Genomic DNA, 19,301 nt, shown 5'->3' on the forward strand with positions numbered 1-19,301 from the left:
GGTTATGATTTAAATTTTCCCAAAAATATAACTTTACAAGCGCTACTCAAAAAATACAAAGCTCCCATATGTTAAACTTGAATTAATTTTTTTGACGTTTTTTTAACAATTGATACCTTCACAGAAGCTAACTCAACACATTCTTAAATTATGAAAACGCGTCTTTTAGTTGCTTTTTTAAGCACTACTCTTTGGCTTTATGCACAACAACCTGCCTCACCGGCTCAAGAAGTTATAAAAGCTGTTTCTAACAAGCTTGAATTAGAGCAAAACTCACTTGTAAAAAACATTCCGTTTAAAAATATTGGTCCGAGTATAATGAGTGGCCGTGTGGTAGATTTTGCTGTTAACCCAGATAATCCAACCGAGTTTTACGTAGGTTATGCTTCTGGAGGTGTTTGGCATACTAATAATAATGGCACCAGCTTTACCCCGATATTAGATAATGCTCCTACACAAAATGTTGGAGATATAGCGGTAGATTGGAAAAACAATACCATTTGGGTGGGTACCGGAGAAAATAATTCGTCCAGATCATCGTATTCGGGAATAGGTATTTTAAAATCAACAGACGGTGGTAAAACTTGGCAAAATATGGGCTTGTTTGATTCGCACCATATTGGCGAAATTCTTATAAACCCTAATAACCCGGATGAAGTTGTAATTGGAGTTATCGGACATTTATACTCACCTAATGCAGAACGCGGAATTTTTAAAACTACCGATGGTGGTAAAACCTGGAAACAAACACTCTTTATTAATAAAGATACCGGAGTTATAGATGTAGCACATGTTCCGGGAAATTTTAATGTTATGTATGCTGCTGCATGGGAGCGCGAACGTAAAGCATGGAATTTTACCGGCAACGGTAGTAATTCTGGAATTTACAAAAGCACCGATGCCGGAGAAACTTGGGAGCTGCTCTCTACTCCCGAAAGCGGTTTCCCTACCGGTGAAGGTGTGGGCAGAATTGGTTTAGCCGTTTTTGATAATAATACTATTTATGCAGTTCATGACAGCCAGTTTTTACGCGAAAAATCTGCTAAAAAATCCGATAGCAACGAACTTATTAGTAAAGACGATTTTAAAAGCATGAGTGTAGATGCTTTTTTAGAATTAGACGACAAAAAGCTTAATAACTACTTAAAAAACAACGGCTTTCAAGAAAAATACCGTGCTGCCAACGTAAAGCAAATGGTTAGAAGCGGGGCGGTAAAACCTGCAGATTTAGCTAAATATTTAGAAGATGCCAACGCAATGCTTTTTGATACTCCTGTTGTTGGAGCTCAAGTTTTTAGGAGTGATGATGGCGGCAAAACCTGGAGTAAAACTCACGAAGGCTATTTAGACGATCTGTATTATTCTTATGGATATTATTTTGGAGAGATAAGAGTAGATCCGCAGAATAAAGATGCCATTTATGTATTGGGAGTTCCTTTAATTGCATCTAAAGATGGCGGTAAAACATTTACCTCAATAGGCAAAGAGAATGTGCATGCAGACCATCAGGCACTTTGGGTAAACCCAAAACAATCCGGACACTTAATTAATGGTAACGATGGCGGGGTTAATATTACCTATGATGATGGTAAAACATGGATTAAAAACAACTCTCCTTCTGTTGGACAATTTTATGCAATAAACGTAGATAACCAAAAGCCTTATCATGTGTATGGCGGTCTGCAAGACAACGGTGTTTGGGTAGGCGCAAATAATGCCAGAGAAGATAGAGCATGGCATCAACAAGGAAAATATCCTTGGGAAATGATAATGGGTGGAGACGGAATGCAAGTTCAAATAGATGCCAGAAACCACAATATTGTTTATACTGGATTTCAGTTTGGAAATTACTTCAGAATTAATCGTGAAACGGGAGAACGAAAGTACATTCAGCCAAAACATGAATTAGGAGAAAGTCCGTACCGATTTAACTGGCAAACGCCTATTTTGTTATCATCACACAATCAAGACATTTTATATTTAGGCAGTAATAAATTGCATCGTTCATTAGATAAAGGAGATACTTGGACAGCCATTTCTCCGGATTTAACTACCGGTGGAAAAAAAGGAAATGTAGCATACGGAACACTCACAACAATCTCTGAATCTCCTTTTCAGTTTGGATTTATTTATGTTGGTAGTGACGATGGTTTGGTTCATGTAACTAAAGACGGTGGTGCTACGTGGACTAAAATTTCTGATGCTTTCCCAAAAGATTTATGGGTAAGTAGAGTAATTGCATCAACCCACAAAAAAGAAAGAGTTTACGTTACGCTTAACGGCTACCGTTGGGACGATTTTACTCCGTATGTTTATATGAGTGAAGATTATGGTAACACCTGGAAAAACATAAGCAGTAACTTACCGCTATCTCCGGTAAATGTTATAAAAGAAGATCCACAGAACGAAAATATTTTATATCTGGGTACAGATAACGGTCTGTATGTATCGTTCAACAATGGTGCATCATGGGAAGCTTTCAGCAAAAACCTGCCTCGAGTAGCCGTACACGATTTGGTAATACAACCCGATGCCAAAGATTTAGTTGTAGGCACGCACGGCAGAAGCATTTACAAAACTAACATTAGTACATTACAACAATACCATGATATTAAAAACAAACCGTTACATGTTTTTAACTTAGAAAACGTAAGACACTCAACCCGATGGGGTAGCTCTTGGAGCCAATGGGGAGAACCTTTTGAGCCCGAATTAAATATTGCTTATTATACCAACCAGGCAGGTGAATATACTGTTACGATAACCGATGAAAGCAACAACATAACTGTTGCTTCTTTTACAGTTACTGCAGATAAAGGGTTTAATTTTAAAACATATCATTTAACTGCTATAGATTCTGGAGTAAGTGCTTACAATAAAAAACAACCAAAAAACAAGCTTAAAAAAGCCAAAAACGGTAACTATTACTTGCCAAAGGGTAAATACACTATTACTGTTAGTGGTAATGGTAGTAAAGCGCAGAGTGGCTTTGAGATTAAGTAAGCTAGCTTTTTGCTTTACAATATTATAAGTTTTTTCTTTATTTTTGTTTTTTAACTTATAAAATAATACCCTATGAAACTTAAAAGAAAAACCTTACTTAATTGCTTTTTTGTTTTGTCTTTACTGATTGTTGGTTGTAGCGATAATACCGAAGACAATTTTGAGAACATAAATGAGGTCACTGCAAAAAAAGTGCTTTCAAAAGTAGAGGCTTCTGATTATGAAGACGGTGGTATATACACAGCTAGTGTAAATTATGATTCAGAGGGAAAAATTACTAGTGCTAGCGATTTTGATGGAGATGTTGCTTTTTTTAATTACGATCAATCTGAAGATTTAACATCTATTTCATCAGAACACAGCACCAGAATAATGGCAGATTTATACAAAGCTCCTTTTGATGCTTCTAATGTTGGTGCGGTTCTTGATTATGACAACAATGGCAACCCCACCGAAATAATGTTCTACGATGAAAAATATAGCGATGAATATCCATACGAAGAAACAACAGTTGTATATTATGCTGAGTTAAGTTATGATAACAAACCTAATGCCTTTTTTTATACACTGCAGTCAACAGGGTTAATAGATGTGTTAGATAAAATACAGATAAACTTTAATATAAATCCACAAAATGAAGATTTAGTAAAAGCTAAAATGCTTTTACCTGTTAACAATCTTAAGTCTTTAATTGTAAAAGACCCCGAAACAAATCAAACTGTTTATGAGGTTCAAGTAGAATATGAATATGACAGTGATAATTTTCCAACAGTTGCAAATATTATTGCTTTAGATGCTTCAGGAGTAGCTACCTCGACTGTTAAATTCTACTACAAAACTATAGAATAAAGGCCTTGAATGAAAAAAACTTAAAGCGCAAAGAATCAACTCTTTGCGCTTTTTTCTTTAAATCCATTCTAAATATGCTTAAAAAAATTGCAAAGTTTGTGCAAAATGCAGTTGTACCTTACTTTTGCACTGTTTAACTAACTACAACATAATGAGCAGAATTCTAAATTCTTCGATTGGTAGAAAGTTTGCCATGGCACTTTCGGCATTCTTTTTAATGATTTTCTTGTTACAACATTTTGCCATTAACGTTACCTCGGTGTTTAGTGCCCAGACTTTTAATGAGCTTTCTCATTTTATGGGAACTAACTGGCTAGTACAATTTGTGCTTCAACCTATTTTGATTTTCGGGGTTGTTTTTCACTTTGTAATGGGCTTTATTTTAGAGATTAAAAACCGTAAGGCCCGTAATGTAAAATACGTTAAAAACAATGGTGCAGCTAATTCAACCTGGATGAGCCGAAACATGATTTGGAGTGGTTTGGCGATTTTAGGATTTATGGCGTTGCACTTTTACGATTTCTGGTTTCCTGAAATTCATACAAAATTTATTGAAGGTGATTGGTCTGGCTTAAATCATGACGGTAGCGGTTATCGTTATTTTGAAGAATTGCAACACAAATTTGTAAGTCCGGTTAGAGTGGGGCTCTACGTACTTGCTTTTGTGTTTTTAGCGCTTCATTTGCTACACGGATTTAATTCGGCTTTTCAATCTGTTGGTGCTAACAATAAATACACCAAAGGATTAAAAGGTTTTGGCAAAGCCTATGCTATACTTATTCCGTTAGGATTTGTAATTATAGCATTGTACCATCATTTTAATCACATTTCTTAATCTTCAACGAGCATGGCTACATTAGATTCTAAAATACCAAAAGGACCACTTGCTGAAAAGTGGACTAATCATAAAAACAATATTAATTTGGTAAGCCCTGCCAACAAACGTTTAATAGACGTTATTGTTGTTGGTACAGGTCTTGCCGGAGCTTCTGCTGCAGCTACTTTAGCAGAGCTTGGTTATAATGTTAAAGCTTTTTGCTTTCAAGATTCACCCAGAAGAGCACACTCTATTGCTGCTCAAGGAGGTATAAATGCAGCTAAAAATTATCAAGGAGACGGAGACTCTACATACCGATTATTTTACGATACCATTAAAGGTGGTGACTACCGCTCAAGAGAAGCAAATGTTTACCGCTTAGCAGAAGTTTCTGCTAATATTATAGACCAATGTGTTGCACAAGGAGTACCTTTTGCACGTGAATATGGCGGATTGTTAGATAACCGTTCTTTTGGAGGGGTTTTAGTTTCACGTACTTTTTATGCTAAAGGACAAACCGGCCAGCAATTATTGCTCGGAGCTTATTCTGCTATGAACCGCCAAATTGGTCGTGGTAAAATAAAAATGTATAACCGCCACGAAATGTTAGATGTGGTAATTGTAGACGGTAAAGCTCGAGGAATTATTGCCAGAAACTTAGTTACCGGAGAAATTGAGCGCCATGCTGCACATGCTGTAGTATTGGGTACCGGTGGTTACGGTAATATTTTCTTCTTATCTACAAACGCTATGGGTAGCAATGTTACAGCTGCCTGGAAAGCACATAAAAAAGGTGCTTATTTTGCAAACCCTTGCTTTACTCAAATTCACCCAACTTGTATTCCGGTTTCGGGCGATCATCAATCTAAACTAACCTTAATGTCAGAATCGTTACGTAACGATGGAAGAATTTGGGTTCCTAAAAAGAAAGAAGATGTAATTGCTGTTAGAGAAGGTAGATTAAAACCAACCGATATTCCTGAAGAAGACAGAGATTATTACTTAGAGCGCAGATATCCGGCTTTCGGTAACTTAGTGCCACGTGATGTTGCCTCTAGAGCTGCTAAAGAGCGTTGTGATGCCGGTTATGGTGTTAATGCAACCGGAGAAGCTGTTTTCTTAGATTTTGCATCAGCTATAGAGCGCTACGGTAAAGAACAAGCAAGAGTTAAAGGATTAGATGTAAACGATAAAGCACTTGTTAAAAAATTAGGGCAAGAGGTAATTAAAAGCAAGTATGGTAACCTCTTCCAGATGTACGAAAAAATTGTAGATCAGAACCCTTACGAGACTCCTATGATGATTTACCCTGCTGTTCATTACACTATGGGTGGTTTATGGGTAGATTACAACTTAATGACAACTGTACCGGGGCTTTATGCAATTGGTGAAGCTAATTTCTCAGATCACGGTGCAAACCGTCTAGGAGCATCGGCTTTAATGCAAGGTCTTGCAGATGGTTACTTTGTGTTACCTTATACTATTGGAGATTACTTAGCTAACGATATTAGAACCGGACCAATTTCTACAGATTCTCCTGAATTTGAAGAAGCAGAAAAAGCCGTGAAAGAGCAAATAAATTTCTTTGTTAATAATAACGGTAAGCATTCTGTAGATTATTTCCACAAGAAACTCGGAAAAGTAATGTGGAACAAAGTTGGAATGGCCAGAAACAAACAAGGTCTTGAAGAGGCTATGGACGAGATTAGAGCCATTAGAGAAGAATTCTGGAGAGATGTAAAAGTTCCGGGAGGTGCTAACGAATTTAACGAAGAATTGGCAAAAGCAGGAAGAGTAGCCGATTTCTTAGAGTTAGGAGAACTATTTGCTAAAGACGCTCTGCACAGAGAAGAATCTTGTGGAGGTCACTTTAGAGAAGAATACCAAACTGAAGAGGGCGAAGCATTACGCCGTCCGGAGTTTCAGTATGTAGCAGCTTGGGAATATAAAGGAGATCCAAGAGAGGCGGTTCTTCACAAAGAAGAACTTAACTACGAATACATAGAAGTTAAAGAAAGAAGTTACAAATAATAAGGAAAGCTATGAATCTAACACTTAAAATTTGGCGTCAAAAAAACGCTAACGATAAAGGGAAAATGGTTGAGTACAAGATTAGCGATGTTTCTCCCGATATGTCTTTCCTTGAAATGCTAGATGTCCTCAACGAGCAACTTATTGCCAAAGGCGAAGAGCCCGTAGCTTTTGATCATGATTGTAGAGAAGGTATATGCGGAATGTGTTCCCTATACATTAACGGCGAAGCTCATGGGCCTGATAGAGGTGTAACCACTTGCCAGCTTCATATGCGTAAATTTAAAGATGGAGACACTATTTATATAGAGCCTTTTAGAGCAACAGCTTTCCCTGTTATTAAAGACTTAGTTGTAGATAGAAGTGCTTTTGATAGAATTCAACAAGCTGGAGGATTTATATCTGTAAACACCTCGGGAAATACTATAGATGCTAACGCAATTCCGGTAAATAAGCATGATGCTGATGCTGCTTTTGATGCTGCAACTTGTATTGGTTGTGGTGCTTGTGTGGCAAGTTGTAAAAACTCTTCGGCAATGCTGTTTGTAGGAGCAAAAGTATCTCAGTTTGCTTTACTACCTCAAGGTAAAGTAGAAGCTACAGAGCGTGTTTTAAACATGGTTAAGCAAATGGATGAAGAAGGGTTTGGTAATTGCACCAATACCGGAGCTTGTGAGGTAGAATGCCCTAAAGGCATTTCGTTAGAGAATATTGCCCGAATGAATAGAGAATACTTAAAAGCTGCTTTAAAAGGATAGTTTTTAATGTGTTTGTGTTTTTCTATACAAAAAGCCCCGAGCGTTGCTCGGGGCTTTGTTTTGTTAATTAGCGTTGGTTTTAGTATAAAAATTTATAATTTTAATAACATCTGATTCATCTTTATAAGATAGGCTATTTTCTTTAATAAAATTAAGAGTTGAAGGATCTTTGTTTATTAATTTTTGTATGCTCTTTTTTGATAATCTTAGTGGGGTAAAATTCGATGTTGGCGTTTTAACATATAATGTTTCTTCAATAACAATTTTATCTTTAGGTTTCTCTGTTTGAATTCCTGGCTTAAATACAGCTTTCTTTATTTTAGCAGAAAACTTTTTTACTAAACCTATTTTTCCATCAACCAAAACCTCAACTAAACTATTACTCTTGTCAATTGTTTTATATCTAAAGATTCTATTATTTACTTCAACCTTATCTATTTTGTCAGGCAAAAGTGCTTTTGTTTCATTCTTGTCTAATATTTCAACTTCTTGAGAAAAAGTATTTATTTTGGTGTTTATTTTTACGAAAGTATCTTCAGTTAAATAAACTTTAGCCATTTTCCACTCTGGAAACAAATATTCACTTCCTACCAATTCACTATTGTTAGCTCCTAAATTTATCCTCATTGGATTCCCCCCGCGAGTAATATTTCCTAACGTGCCCAAGCCACTTTCAATACCTGTTGTCTGAGCTTTAATTGGAACTCCAAAAAATAGAGAAAGTACAGCAAAAGCAATAATATTTCTTATTTTAAAACTAAAGTTCATAGTAATTTTTTTTAAATCATTGTTTGCAACAAGGTACAAAATTTAAAATGGCTTTACAGCACTTATTTTATTCTGATACTAACTTATTTTTAGGATGTACCAACTTCATTTCGTTAATTAAATGTTTTGCTCCGGCATATTTATCTATTATAAATAAAATATAGCGGGCATCTACCATAATGTTTCGGCAAATTTCAGGATCATAATTCATATCGCTCATAGTTCCTTCCCATACTCTGTCAAAATTTAATCCAACTAAATTTCCATGTGCGTCTATAGCAGGGCTCCCAGAGTTGCCTCCGGTTGTATGATTAGTACCTAAAAAGCATACGGGCATTTTTCCGTTTTTATCTGCATAAACTCCATAATCTTTTTCATTGTAAAGCTCAATAAGTTTCTGTGGTACATCAAACTCGTAATCTCCGGGCACATACTTTTCTATTACTCCTTCTAAATAGGTTTTAGGTAAATAATACACTCCGTCTCTGGGAGAATATCCTTTTACCTGACCGTATGTTACACGTAATGTACTATTTGCATCCGGATAATACCTTTGGTTTGGTAAAACCTCCATCAAAGCCTTCATATATTGTTTTTGGAGTGCATTAATTTGTAATGTGAGTTCCTGATATTTTGGTTCTATAGCATTATAAAACTCTACTAAATAAGGTTTGGCATACTGGTATGCTTTATCTTCATTTAGTGTATTAACAATATGTTCTGCACTTTGTTCTAAAAGGCTAAGCGTTTTCTGTTTATTTGTTAAAAGTGTTTCATTATATAAATTGCTTTTAACTTTTTCTGTGTACAATGGCATTACAGCTTGGTATACCTGCTCATCTACTGTTGGGTTAAAATCTTTATAAATTCTATTAAGCCTTGATAAAACAGATTTTTTAACTTTTGTAAATGCTTGTTCTCCTTTCCCTGATGCTTGTTCTAATTGGTATAAAAGAGTTATTATTTGAAGTAGTTCTATATTTCTGGTGAAAACTTCTCTAAAATTAGATCGTTTTACCGCTATTGGCTCTATTATTTTGTATAATTCTTCGAAGTTTGGTAGAATATGACCGTACTTTTGTTCTAATCCTTTTTGGTTAAGTGTTGTAGTAAATTCTTTTTCGAATGATTTCTTTTTTGCAATTGCATTGCTCTTTTTAATTCCTTGGTTCTCACCAATCCATTTTTTCCATGCATTAGCAATTCTGGCTTGTTTAGATGCATACTGAATTCTAACTGCATCACTTGCCTTCATTTCAGCATCAATTACATTGAGTGCTGCTTCTCTGATAGCTATGTTACTCGGATTTATTTTTTCTACAATTTGTTCTACTGCAACGGCCGGCAAGTATTCATTTGTTCTACCCGGAAATCCAAAAACCATTGTAAAATCTCCTTCCTCAACCCCATCTAAAGAAATTGGTAAAAAGTGTTTGGGCTTATACGGCACATTATCTTTACTATATTTTGCAGGACGATTATTTTTATCGGCATAAATTCTAAATAAAGAGAAATCTCCGGTATGTCTGGGCCACTCCCAATTATCTGTATCACTTCCAAACTTACCTATACTGCTGGGTGGAGCTCCTACTAATCTTACATCTTCAAAACGTTCTGTTACAAACAAAAAATACTGATTGCCGTTAAAAAATGCCTTTATTTTTGTTCCTTGCCATGCTTCTTTAGGTGTGCTTTTTTCTATAGCATTACTGTTGGCAGTAATAAGAGCCTGCTTTTCTTTTTCACTCATCTGGTCTGTAACTCCTTCTAATACACGCTCGGTTACATCTTCTATTCGTACTATAAACTCTACATATAAGCCCGGGTTAGGAAGTTCTTCTTCTAATGATTTTGCCCAGAATCCATTTTTTAAATAATCATTTTCTAATGATGAATGTGATTGTATTTGGCTATATCCGCAATGATGATTTGTTAATAATAAACCTTTAGGAGAAATAACCTCGCTTGTACATCCTCCGTTAAAATGCGCAATAGCATCTTTTAAACTAGATTGGTTAACATCGTAAATATCTTTTGCTGTTAATTTACTGCCCAGAGCTTGCATTTCTTGCTCGTTCATTCCGGCAAGTAATGAAGGAATCCACATTCCTCCTTGTTGTGCAGTAACTTGTATGGTAACCAACAATAAAAGTAATCGTACTATTCTCATAATTATGTGTTTTTTAGCAATCGCTCAAAGATATAAAAGCTGTTATTTATTTAGTATTTTACCCAAAATTAGTTTCTATGCAGCACATATCTAAACTACCCAATGTTAAAACCACTATATTCTCTGTAATGAGTGCGTTGGCTAATAAACATAATGCCATAAACTTATCGCAAGGCTTCCCTGATTTTGAAAGCGACAGTAGATTGTCTGAACTTGTTTGCAAGGCTATGAAAAGTGGTTACAACCAATATGCGCCAATGCCCGGAAACATTAAGTTGTTACAAGCAATAAGTAATAAAATAAGTAAACTACATAATACCTTTTATCACCCTGAATCTGAAATTACCGTAACGGCAGGTGCTACTCAAGCTATTTTTACAATTATAACCGCTTTTATAAAGCAAAATGATGAAGTAATTGTGTTTAAGCCAGCGTATGATTGCTATGAACCTGCTATTTCTCTTAATGGCGGTAAGCCAATACTCGTTCAACTTAGAGCTCCTGAATATAAAATTGACTGGGATGAGGTAAAAAAGCTCATTAACAAAAACACTAAAATGATTATTATAAATACACCTCATAACCCAACCGGAACAGTGCTTTCTGATGCTGATATGCAACAATTAGAAAAGCTGGTAAAAAACACAAATATTATTGTTTTAAGTGATGAAGTTTACGAACATATAATTTTTGATGATTTACAACATTGTTCTGCATCGAGGTATACAACGTTAAAAAAACATAGTTTTATAGTTGCCTCGTTTGGCAAAACGTTTCATAATACCGGATGGAAGGTTGGTTATTGTTGTGCTCCTAGAGAATTAATGGATGAATTTAGAAAAGTACACCAGTTTAATGTGTTTTCTGTTAATCATCCTACCCAAATAGCGTTAGCCGAATATTTAGAAAATGAGAAGCACTATTTACTGCTGGCAGACTTTTTTAAAGAAAAAAGAGACCTATTCTTATCGTTAATTAAAGATTCTAATTTTAAGTTTACACCGGCTAAAGGAACCTATTTTCAGGTATTAGATTATAGTAATATTACTGCAGAAAATGATGTTGATTTTGCAAAACGCTTAACCAAAGAATTTGGTATTGCCTCCATACCTATGTCTGTATTTAACCTAAACCAGCAAGATTATAAAGTTTTGCGCTTTTGTTTTGCCAAAAAAAACGAAACACTACAAAAAGCTGCCCGCATTTTACAACAAATATCATAAAAAATGAGCTTGTGCTACACAAACGTAATACAAGCTCACTCTTTGTTTGTAGGTTGATTACTGCCTAAAGCATGCACACTTTTTTTGCAAGTACTAAAAGTGTTTTAGCAAAAGCCATCGAAGCTTTTATACTTGCTGCAACCTTTTTAGTAAATGGTTGTTTTGGTTGTGTGTTAGCATAGGCCATCATGCTAATTGTACTCATGGCATAAGTAAGTTTTGGTTAATTTGGTTTGTAATAATACACTTTTACGTGCAATCTCACCACAATTTGTTGTAAAACAACATTTTTTTGTGGTTAACCTTCTGTGCTAAAAAAATCTACCCATCAAAAAAAATATATTTAAGATAGATAGATTTTAAATCTTAGCTTTAAATGCTACAAAGTAAGTTTGGGGCCTTACCTTGTATCAAAATTAAAAAAATTGTTAAATCAGTCGATAAAAAGTTTTATTTTTTCGATGAAATGCATTTTATATGTTCATCTCAGGAATATCTCCTTCTACAATTAAGGTACCTTCTGTTGCTTCTTTAATTTCTTGAATACTAATACCAGGCGCACGCTCTAAAAGTTTAAACCCTTTAGAAGTAATTTCTAACACTGCTAAATTGGTAACTATTTTTTTTACACAATTTACTCCGGTTAAAGGAAGTGTACAGCGCTTAAGCAATTTAGATTTTCCGGCTTTATTAGTATGCATCATTGCAACAATAATATTATCTGCAGAAGCCACTAAATCCATAGCGCCTCCCATACCTTTAACCATTTTTCCCGGGATTTTCCAGTTGGCTATATCGCCATTTTCTGCAACTTCCATTGCGCCCAAAATAGTTAAATCTACATGTTGCCCTCTAATCATACCAAAGCTCATGGCAGAATCAAAAAAAGAAGCTCCGGGTAAAGTTGTAATGGTTTGTTTTCCGGCATTAATAATGTCTGGGTCTTCTTCTCCTTCATAAGGAAACGGGCCCATGCCTAAAACCCCATTCTCACTTTGAAACTCTACCGATATATCGTTGCGCACATAATTAGCTACTAAGGTTGGAATACCTATCCCTAGGTTTACATAATAACCGTCTTTTACCTCTTTAGCTATACGTTGTGCTATTTGTTCTTTCGTTAAACTCATACCTTAATTTCTTTTTCGAACAGTACGCTGTTCTATTCGTTTCTCGTAGTTTTCTCCTTTAAAAATTCGTTGTACAAAGATTCCGGGAATATGAATCTGATTAGGATCTAAACTTCCTGCCGGAACCAGCTCTTCTACTTCTGCTACAGTAATTTTAGCTGCTCCTGCCATACAGGGATTAAAATTTCTGGCGGTACCTTTAAAAATTAAATTACCGGCCTCATCTCCTTTCCAAGCTTTTACGAAAGCAAAGTCGGCTTTAAAGGCATGCTCTAAAACATACATTTTACCATTAAACTCTCTTGTTTCTTTACCTTCTGCTACTTCCGTACCATATCCGGCGGGAGTGTAAAAAGCCGGAATACCATGTTGTGCCGCTCTACAACGTTCTGCTAGCGTTCCTTGCGGTATTAGTTCTACTTCAAGTTCTCCGCTTAACATTTGTCGCTCAAACTCATCATTTTCGCCAACATAAGACGAAATCATTTTTTTGATTTGATGTTTTTGAAGTAATAAACCCAAACCAAAATCGTCTACACCGGCATTATTAGAAATACAGGTAAGATTATTAACACCAAGACGCACTAACTCGGCAATAGCATTTTCGGGAATACCACATAAACCAAATCCGCCTAACATGAATGTCATACCACTTTTAACGCCTTGTAGTGCTTCTTGAGCATTAGCTACCGTTTTACGTATCATTTTTATAAGTTTTTAAAAGTCTATCTCTTCTAACGTATCTTCTTTGTTTTCTTCTTTGTTTGTTTCGGGTATTGCACTACAATCTAAATTTATAGTTAGCTCTTCCGGAGCTTCAAAATCTTCTTTAGACACGTTTAACTCTTGGTCTGCATAACATTTTTTCATGTACAAACCCCAAATTGGTAACGCCATTGCTGCTCCCTGGCCATATATTATACTTTTAAAATGTGTTGCTCTTTCTTCGCCACCAACCCAAACACCTGTAACTAAATTAGGCACCATTCCCATAAACCAACCGTCACTTTGGTTTTGTGTAGTTCCGGTTTTTCCAGCTATTGGATTGGTTAGTTTATAAGGATACCCAGTAATAATTTCTTTATACTCTGTTCTGTTTGCTGCAAACTCGTGTTTTAGTCTTTCACCAGAACCACTTTCTGTAACTCCTTTAAGTAAATCTACCATTACATACGCAACTTCTTTACTTAAAACATCTTTTGTTTCCGGTACATACTCGTAAAGAACCGTACCGTTTCTGTCTTCTATACGGGTTACCATAACCGGTTTTACGTATACCCCTTGATTGGCAAATGTACCGTAAGCTCCAACCATTTCGTACACGGTTAAATCTGGTGTTCCTAAAGCTATAGAAGGGACTGGTGGAATTTCGCCTTTTATCCCCATGTTTTTTGCAATTTTGATTACCGGCTCCGGACCAATCCTATCCATTAAACGCGCTGTAATTGTGTTTACAGAGTTTGCAAGCGCATACTTTAATGTCATTTTTTTTCCGGAATATTTACCATTAGAGTTTTTAGGGCACCATGGCTCCGGATTACCATATTTGTTTGCTTCTATACAGTGTAATACATCCGGCAAACTATCGCATGGTGAAAGCTGTAACTGATCAACTGCTGCTGCATAAACAAAAGGTTTAAAGGTAGAGCCAGCTTGGCGTGCTCCCTGAATAACCTGATCGTACTGAAAATGTTTATAGTTAATACCTCCAACCCACGCTTTTACATGTCCGGTTTGTGGCTCCATAGACATTAGTGCGGCACGCAAGTAAAACTTATAATGTCTAATAGAATCTAGCGGAGTCATTATAGTATCTTTTTCACCGTCCCAGGTGAAAATTTTCATTTCGGTTTTTTTCTTAAAAGATGCTTCTATTTCTTTTTCTGATTTGCCCATGGCTTTCATTTTTCGCCAGCGTTCAGATTGTCGCATCGCTCTTCTGTAAATCCTATCTATTTCATGTTGCTCTAATCCAACAAATGGTGCTGTTGGATTGCGTTGTGGTGTGTTTTGTACAAAAAATTCTGCTTGAAGCCTTTTCATGTGTTCTGCAACAGACTCTTCGGCATATTTTTGCATACGAGAATCTATGGTTGTATAAACTTTTAAACCATCTAAATATAAATTGTATTTACTACCATCCGGCTTAGGATTTTTAGCGATCCAATCGTTTAAAAAACCTTGCAAATACATTCTAAAATAAGTAGCTAAGCCTTCTTTGTGAGACTCCAGATTGAAGTTAATTTCTAACGGAAGGGCTTGTAAAGAATCTTTCTCTTTCTCGGTTATAAAATCGTTACGCTCCATTTGCCTAAACACCACATTTCTTCGTTGGGTAACTAATTCAGGCCTTTTAATAGGGTCGTACAACGATGAGTTTTTAAGCATGCCAACTAAAACGGCTGCTTCTTCTATTTTTAAATCTTTGGGCTCTTTACCAAAATATATTCTTGATGCCGAGCGTATACCATCTGCAAAATAATTAAAGTCGTAAATGTTTAAATACATCGCTATAATTTCTTGCTTGGTATAGCTTCTTTCTATGCGTGTGGCAATAATCCATTCCTTAATTTTTTGGGTGTATCTGCGCCAACCTCTGGTGCTTGTACCGTGAAAAAGTTGTTTTGCTAATTGCTGTGTAATGGTACTTGCCCCTCCTTTTTTTCCTAAAAAAACTATCGCTCTAAGGGTTCCTCTGGCGTCTATACCGGAATGCTCAAAATAACGCTCATCTTCTGTAGCAACTAAGGCTTGTACTAAATGCTCGGGAAGGTCTTTGTAGGCTACAGGAGTACGGTTATCATCTAAATAATATTTTCCTAAAGTAACACCATCCGAAGAGATTATTTCTGTAGCTAAGTTAGTTTGTGGATTCTCTAAGCGTTCAAACGTTGGCATCTCACCAAAAACTCCCCAAGAGGCGAGTAAAAAGATAAATGCTACTAATAGAATTCCGCCAAAAAAAGCTCCCCAAATCCATTTAAGATATTGGGTGAACGATGTTGTTGTTTTTTGTTTTTTTTTTCGGGACATAGTTTTAATCTATTCTTCTGATTTTTCTATTTCAAAACCTACATCAGTAATACCTTGTAACGCTTCTATACCTTTAACCGCACCCTTTTTTCGCATAGCATGTCTAATAGATACTTTGTATTCTCCTTGAGTAGGGAAGATAATATTTTCTTTGTACCAAAGTTTATTTTCTTTAACCGAAGTAACTCCGGTGCCCAACCATTCTCCATTGGGTTTAGCCATGGCGTACTCTAAGGTATCTACAACGGTATTTCCGTCTGGAAAATTCATGCTCACAATTAAAAATAAATTGCTGTAAGCATAGGTTTCATTATTTCTAATATGTACGAATAAATTATGGTGTTGGATGGTGTCTTTTGGTGTTATTGTAAAAGACACCACGCTATCTTTATGCCATTGTGCCTTTGCAATAGGCTTATAAGCTGTGTAAACCGTATTGGTGTTACAAGCTGACAAAACTATAAATAAAAGGCTTAACAATGCTTTTGCTCTCATTATTTACGTTTAGGTTTGCGTTTTGTTCTACGATGTTTGTTTTTGGTTCTTCGTTTGTTTTTAGGCTTATCAAAACGCGTTAAACTATCTTGACCAACCACATTTTCAAAGTCGGTTTTACTTTGTTCTGCCATAAGATCTGATGCGTATTCTTCTAAGCTGGCAATTTTCTTATTTTTTTTGTTTAACTCCTGAATTTCTTTTACCTGCTCTACGGTAAGCTTATGCCAGTTTGCGCTATTTTCATCATACGCATACCAAAGTAACCCTTTAAAAATATCTATCTTCTGACAACTTGCTTCTCCTTTCTCGGTTAATAATTTAACATCTTGATTTGGGAAGTGAGCCAACGCATCTAAATACGTGTCGAGCTCATAATTTAAACAGCATTTTAACTTACCACATTGTCCCGCCAATTTTTGTGGGTTTAACGAAAGTTGTTGGTAGCGAGCCGATGCTGTGTTAACCGATCTGAAATCTGTTAACCATGTAGAGCAGCAGAGCTCTCTTCCGCAAGACCCTATTCCGCCTAATCTTGCTGCTTCTTGACGATACCCTATTTGGCGCATTTCTATTCTAACACCAAAGGCTTTAGCCATGTCTTTTATAAGCTGTCTAAAATCTACCCTGTCTTCTGCTGTATAATAAAATGTAGCTTTAGAGCCATCTCCTTGAAACTCTACATCAGAAATTTTCATTTCTAAATTTAAACGCAAGGCTAACTCTCTGGCTTCCTTTTGCACAGCTTTTTCTCTATCTCTAGAGGCACTCCAAACGTCAATATCTTTTTGTGTTGCCTTTCTGTAAATTTTAGGAAGTGCATCGTCTTTCCAATCTACATTTTTCTTGCGCATTTGCACTTTAACCAGCTCTCCGGTTAGGGTTACAATACCTACATCGTGCCCCGGTGAAGCCTCTGTTGCAACAATATCACCTATAGAAAGTGATATGTTTTCCGGCACACGATAAAAATGTTTTCTACTGTTTTTAAACCGTACCTCAACACAATCAAATGGTTTTTGCCCATTGGGCAAAGACATGTTTGAAAGCCAATTAAAAACAGTTAATTTATTACAGCTGTCGGCACCACAAGTACCGTTGTTTTTACATCCTTTAGGTAACCCGTTCTTTCCGGAAGTACAACTTGTACAACCCATATTTATTATATATTGAACCAGCATTAAGTAATGCCGGTAAAGGTTCGTAATTAATTATAAAAAGTAAAGATACTATTAATTATCTATAACTAAAACCTAAACTTTGCACCTTGTTTTTAGCACAAATTAGGTTTTGCAAAAGTAGTAAAAAGTAAAGGTCTCTAAAGAGACCCTTACCTTGCTTTTTGTAAATTATAACGCTATTATATTTTTTTGGTGGTAATTATTTTAACCGGACAAGCTTTTTGGGCTTGATCACATTCATTAAATACAGATTCATCGTTTATTTTTACGGTGTAAAACCCTTTTTTTTCTTTTGACCCCAGCAAAACACTTTTACCGTCTTTTTTAGACATCCTAAAGTGTGCAGGTGCAAGCTCTACACAGTAATTACAACCTATACATTTGTCTCTTTGCAGTGTAACAATTACCATTAGGCCGGTACTATTTTATATAGTTTGTCTGATGGTCTGACTCTAAATCCGGTTGGCACAGTTACAGAGTCTCCTTTGGTAGCTTTTTCTAGCTGCTGGTCGTTTACAAGCATCTCTGTAAGCTCAAGCTCTTTAACTCCGGTTGTTGGGCCTGTAATTAAAATTTTATCGCCAATCTTAATATCAAATGCTTCTATTTTAAATTCTGCAATTCCGGCTTTAGGGAAATAGTGCATCCCTTTACCAATGTACACTTTCTTTTGTGTTGCTTGAGAACCCGGACCATCACTCCACTCGCCAAGTTTTTGCCCTAAATAATAACCGCTCCAGAATCCTCTATTGTAAACCGTTTTAAGTCTGTTCATCCACTCATCAACACGCTCCTTCGTAAAATTGCCTTCGTAGTAAGCATCTATTGCTTCACGATATGTTTTTATTACTGTAGCCACATACTCGGGAGCACGTCCTCTTCCTTCTATTTTTAACACTTTAGCCCCTGCATCAATTACTTGATCAAGAAAATCTAACGTACATAAATCTTTTGGAGACATCATGTACTCATTATCGATTTCAATTTCAAAACCACTTTCCTGATCTATCACAGTATATTTTTTACGGCAATTTTGCTTGCAAGCCCCTCTGTTTGCAGATGAGTTATGCGAGTGTAAGCTTAAGTAGCACTTACCTGATACCGCCATGCATAATGCTCCGTGACCAAAAATTTCTATTTCTACCAGATTACCGGAAGGCCCTTTAATTTCTTCTTTTTTAATCTGTTCGCAAATTTGTTTTACTTGGCGTAAGCTTAACTCACGGCTCAACACCATTGTATCTGCAAACATTGCATAAAACCTTACGGTTTCTATATTGGTAATGTTTACTTGAGTAGAAATATGCACTTCCATTCCAATTTGTCTGGCATAGGCAATTACTGCTTGGTCCATTGCAATAACAGCTGTAATTCCTGCATCTTTAGCAGAATTCAACACTGTTTTTATAACAGACAAATCGTGATCGTAAATAATAGTGTTAAGCGTTAAGTATGTTCTAATCCCTTTCTCAGAACATCTTCTTGCTATTTCGGGTAAATCGTCTATTCTAAAGTTTATGCTGGCTCGAGCACGCATATTTAACTGCTCTACACCAAAATACACCGAGTCGGCTCCGTTATCAATTGCTGCTTGTAACGCCTCGAAATTCCCGGCAGGAGCCATTAATTCTATTCTTCCAGTTGGTGTCATGATAAAAGCCTGTTTTTGAGGGTGCAAAGATAGGGTTTTTAAACAAAAAGCGCTTCAAAAAAAATTGAAGCGCTTTTCGTAGCTAATTCGTTGTTAATACTAATTTTAAAAAATTAATTTTCATCATTGCGTATTACAACGAAGTTAGCCACCATCTAGTCGTCTCTTGCTAAGCAAAGAAACAACAGATAG

General features: G+C 36.0%; 16 protein-coding genes. 6 read left to right on the top strand and 10 right to left on the bottom strand.

Annotated features, from left to right (window positions below; translation table 11 throughout):
- Positions 1 to 150: 150 nt before the first annotated feature.
- From ACZ5CF_RS02510 to ACZ5CF_RS02530, 5 genes are all read left to right on the top strand, one after another.
- On the top strand, positions 151 to 3,003 hold the full coding sequence (locus ACZ5CF_RS02510) for a VPS10 domain-containing protein (RefSeq protein ID WP_464580159.1): 2,853 nt from the start codon (positions 151 to 153) through the stop codon (positions 3,001 to 3,003).
- Positions 3,004 to 3,075: 72 nt separating this feature from the next.
- Positions 3,076 to 3,852 (top strand): hypothetical protein, encoded by a 777-nt coding sequence (locus ACZ5CF_RS02515; protein WP_464580160.1) that lies wholly within the window; start codon positions 3,076 to 3,078, stop codon positions 3,850 to 3,852.
- Between the two features lie 151 nt (positions 3,853 to 4,003).
- The gene (locus tag ACZ5CF_RS02520) at positions 4,004 to 4,687 is read left to right on the top strand and encodes a succinate dehydrogenase cytochrome b subunit (RefSeq protein ID WP_464580161.1); all 684 of its coding nucleotides are present in this window, start codon (positions 4,004 to 4,006) and stop codon (positions 4,685 to 4,687) included.
- Between the two features lie 12 nt (positions 4,688 to 4,699).
- Positions 4,700 to 6,700 (top strand): fumarate reductase/succinate dehydrogenase flavoprotein subunit, encoded by a 2,001-nt coding sequence (locus ACZ5CF_RS02525; RefSeq protein ID WP_464580162.1) that lies wholly within the window; start codon positions 4,700 to 4,702, stop codon positions 6,698 to 6,700.
- 11 nt (positions 6,701 to 6,711) lie between these two features.
- Positions 6,712 to 7,458, top strand: coding sequence for a succinate dehydrogenase/fumarate reductase iron-sulfur subunit (locus ACZ5CF_RS02530; protein ID WP_464580164.1), 747 nt, complete (start codon positions 6,712 to 6,714; stop codon positions 7,456 to 7,458).
- Positions 7,459 to 7,521: 63 nt separating this feature from the next.
- On the opposite strand, the gene ACZ5CF_RS02535 is transcribed toward ACZ5CF_RS02530, so the two are convergent.
- A complete protein-coding gene (locus ACZ5CF_RS02535; protein ID WP_464580165.1) occupies positions 7,522 to 8,226 on the bottom strand; it encodes a hypothetical protein in 705 nt (234 codons plus the stop codon).
- Positions 8,227 to 8,293: 67 nt separating this feature from the next.
- Entirely contained in the window at positions 8,294 to 10,396 is a 2,103-nt protein-coding gene (locus ACZ5CF_RS02540) for a S46 family peptidase (RefSeq protein WP_464580167.1), read from the bottom strand.
- Positions 10,397 to 10,473: 77 nt separating this feature from the next.
- Between ACZ5CF_RS02540 and ACZ5CF_RS02545 the strand changes: the two genes are divergently transcribed.
- Positions 10,474 to 11,619, top strand: a complete 1,146-nt coding sequence (locus tag ACZ5CF_RS02545; RefSeq protein ID WP_464580168.1) for a methionine aminotransferase — start codon at positions 10,474 to 10,476, stop codon at positions 11,617 to 11,619.
- A 64-nt stretch (positions 11,620 to 11,683) separates the two neighbouring features.
- On the opposite strand, the gene ACZ5CF_RS02550 is transcribed toward ACZ5CF_RS02545, so the two are convergent.
- The 8 genes from ACZ5CF_RS02550 to ACZ5CF_RS02585 form a co-directional block, all read right to left on the bottom strand.
- Positions 11,684 to 11,824, bottom strand: a complete 141-nt coding sequence (locus tag ACZ5CF_RS02550) for a hypothetical protein (protein ID WP_464580169.1) — start codon at positions 11,822 to 11,824, stop codon at positions 11,684 to 11,686.
- A 268-nt stretch (positions 11,825 to 12,092) separates the two neighbouring features.
- The gene (locus tag ACZ5CF_RS02555; RefSeq protein ID WP_464580170.1) at positions 12,093 to 12,749 is read right to left on the bottom strand and encodes a CoA transferase subunit B; all 657 of its coding nucleotides are present in this window, start codon (positions 12,747 to 12,749) and stop codon (positions 12,093 to 12,095) included.
- A gap of 3 nt (positions 12,750 to 12,752) precedes the next feature.
- A complete protein-coding gene (locus ACZ5CF_RS02560; protein WP_464580171.1) occupies positions 12,753 to 13,454 on the bottom strand; it encodes a CoA transferase subunit A in 702 nt (233 codons plus the stop codon).
- Between the two features lie 12 nt (positions 13,455 to 13,466).
- Positions 13,467 to 15,782 carry a penicillin-binding protein 1A gene (locus tag ACZ5CF_RS02565; protein WP_464580172.1) on the bottom strand — a complete coding sequence of 772 codons (2,316 nt, stop codon included), beginning with the start codon at positions 15,780 to 15,782 and terminating at the stop codon, positions 13,467 to 13,469.
- 9 nt (positions 15,783 to 15,791) lie between these two features.
- Entirely contained in the window at positions 15,792 to 16,277 is a 486-nt protein-coding gene (locus tag ACZ5CF_RS02570) for a gliding motility lipoprotein GldH (protein WP_464580173.1), read from the bottom strand.
- Positions 16,277 to 17,434: a PSP1 domain-containing protein gene (locus ACZ5CF_RS02575; RefSeq protein ID WP_464580175.1), complete on the bottom strand. Its 1,158-nt coding sequence runs from the start codon at positions 17,432 to 17,434 to the stop codon at positions 16,277 to 16,279. The genes ACZ5CF_RS02570 and ACZ5CF_RS02575 overlap by 1 nt, the downstream gene beginning before the upstream one ends.
- 203 nt (positions 17,435 to 17,637) lie before the next feature.
- Positions 17,638 to 17,868 carry a ferredoxin gene (locus ACZ5CF_RS02580; protein WP_464580176.1) on the bottom strand — a complete coding sequence of 77 codons (231 nt, stop codon included), beginning with the start codon at positions 17,866 to 17,868 and terminating at the stop codon, positions 17,638 to 17,640.
- Positions 17,868 to 19,109 carry a peptidase U32 family protein gene (locus ACZ5CF_RS02585; RefSeq protein WP_464580178.1) on the bottom strand — a complete coding sequence of 414 codons (1,242 nt, stop codon included), beginning with the start codon at positions 19,107 to 19,109 and terminating at the stop codon, positions 17,868 to 17,870. The genes ACZ5CF_RS02580 and ACZ5CF_RS02585 overlap by 1 nt, the downstream gene beginning before the upstream one ends.
- Positions 19,110 to 19,301 lie beyond the last annotated feature (192 nt).

The organism is Lutaonella thermophila, assembly GCF_055387725.1.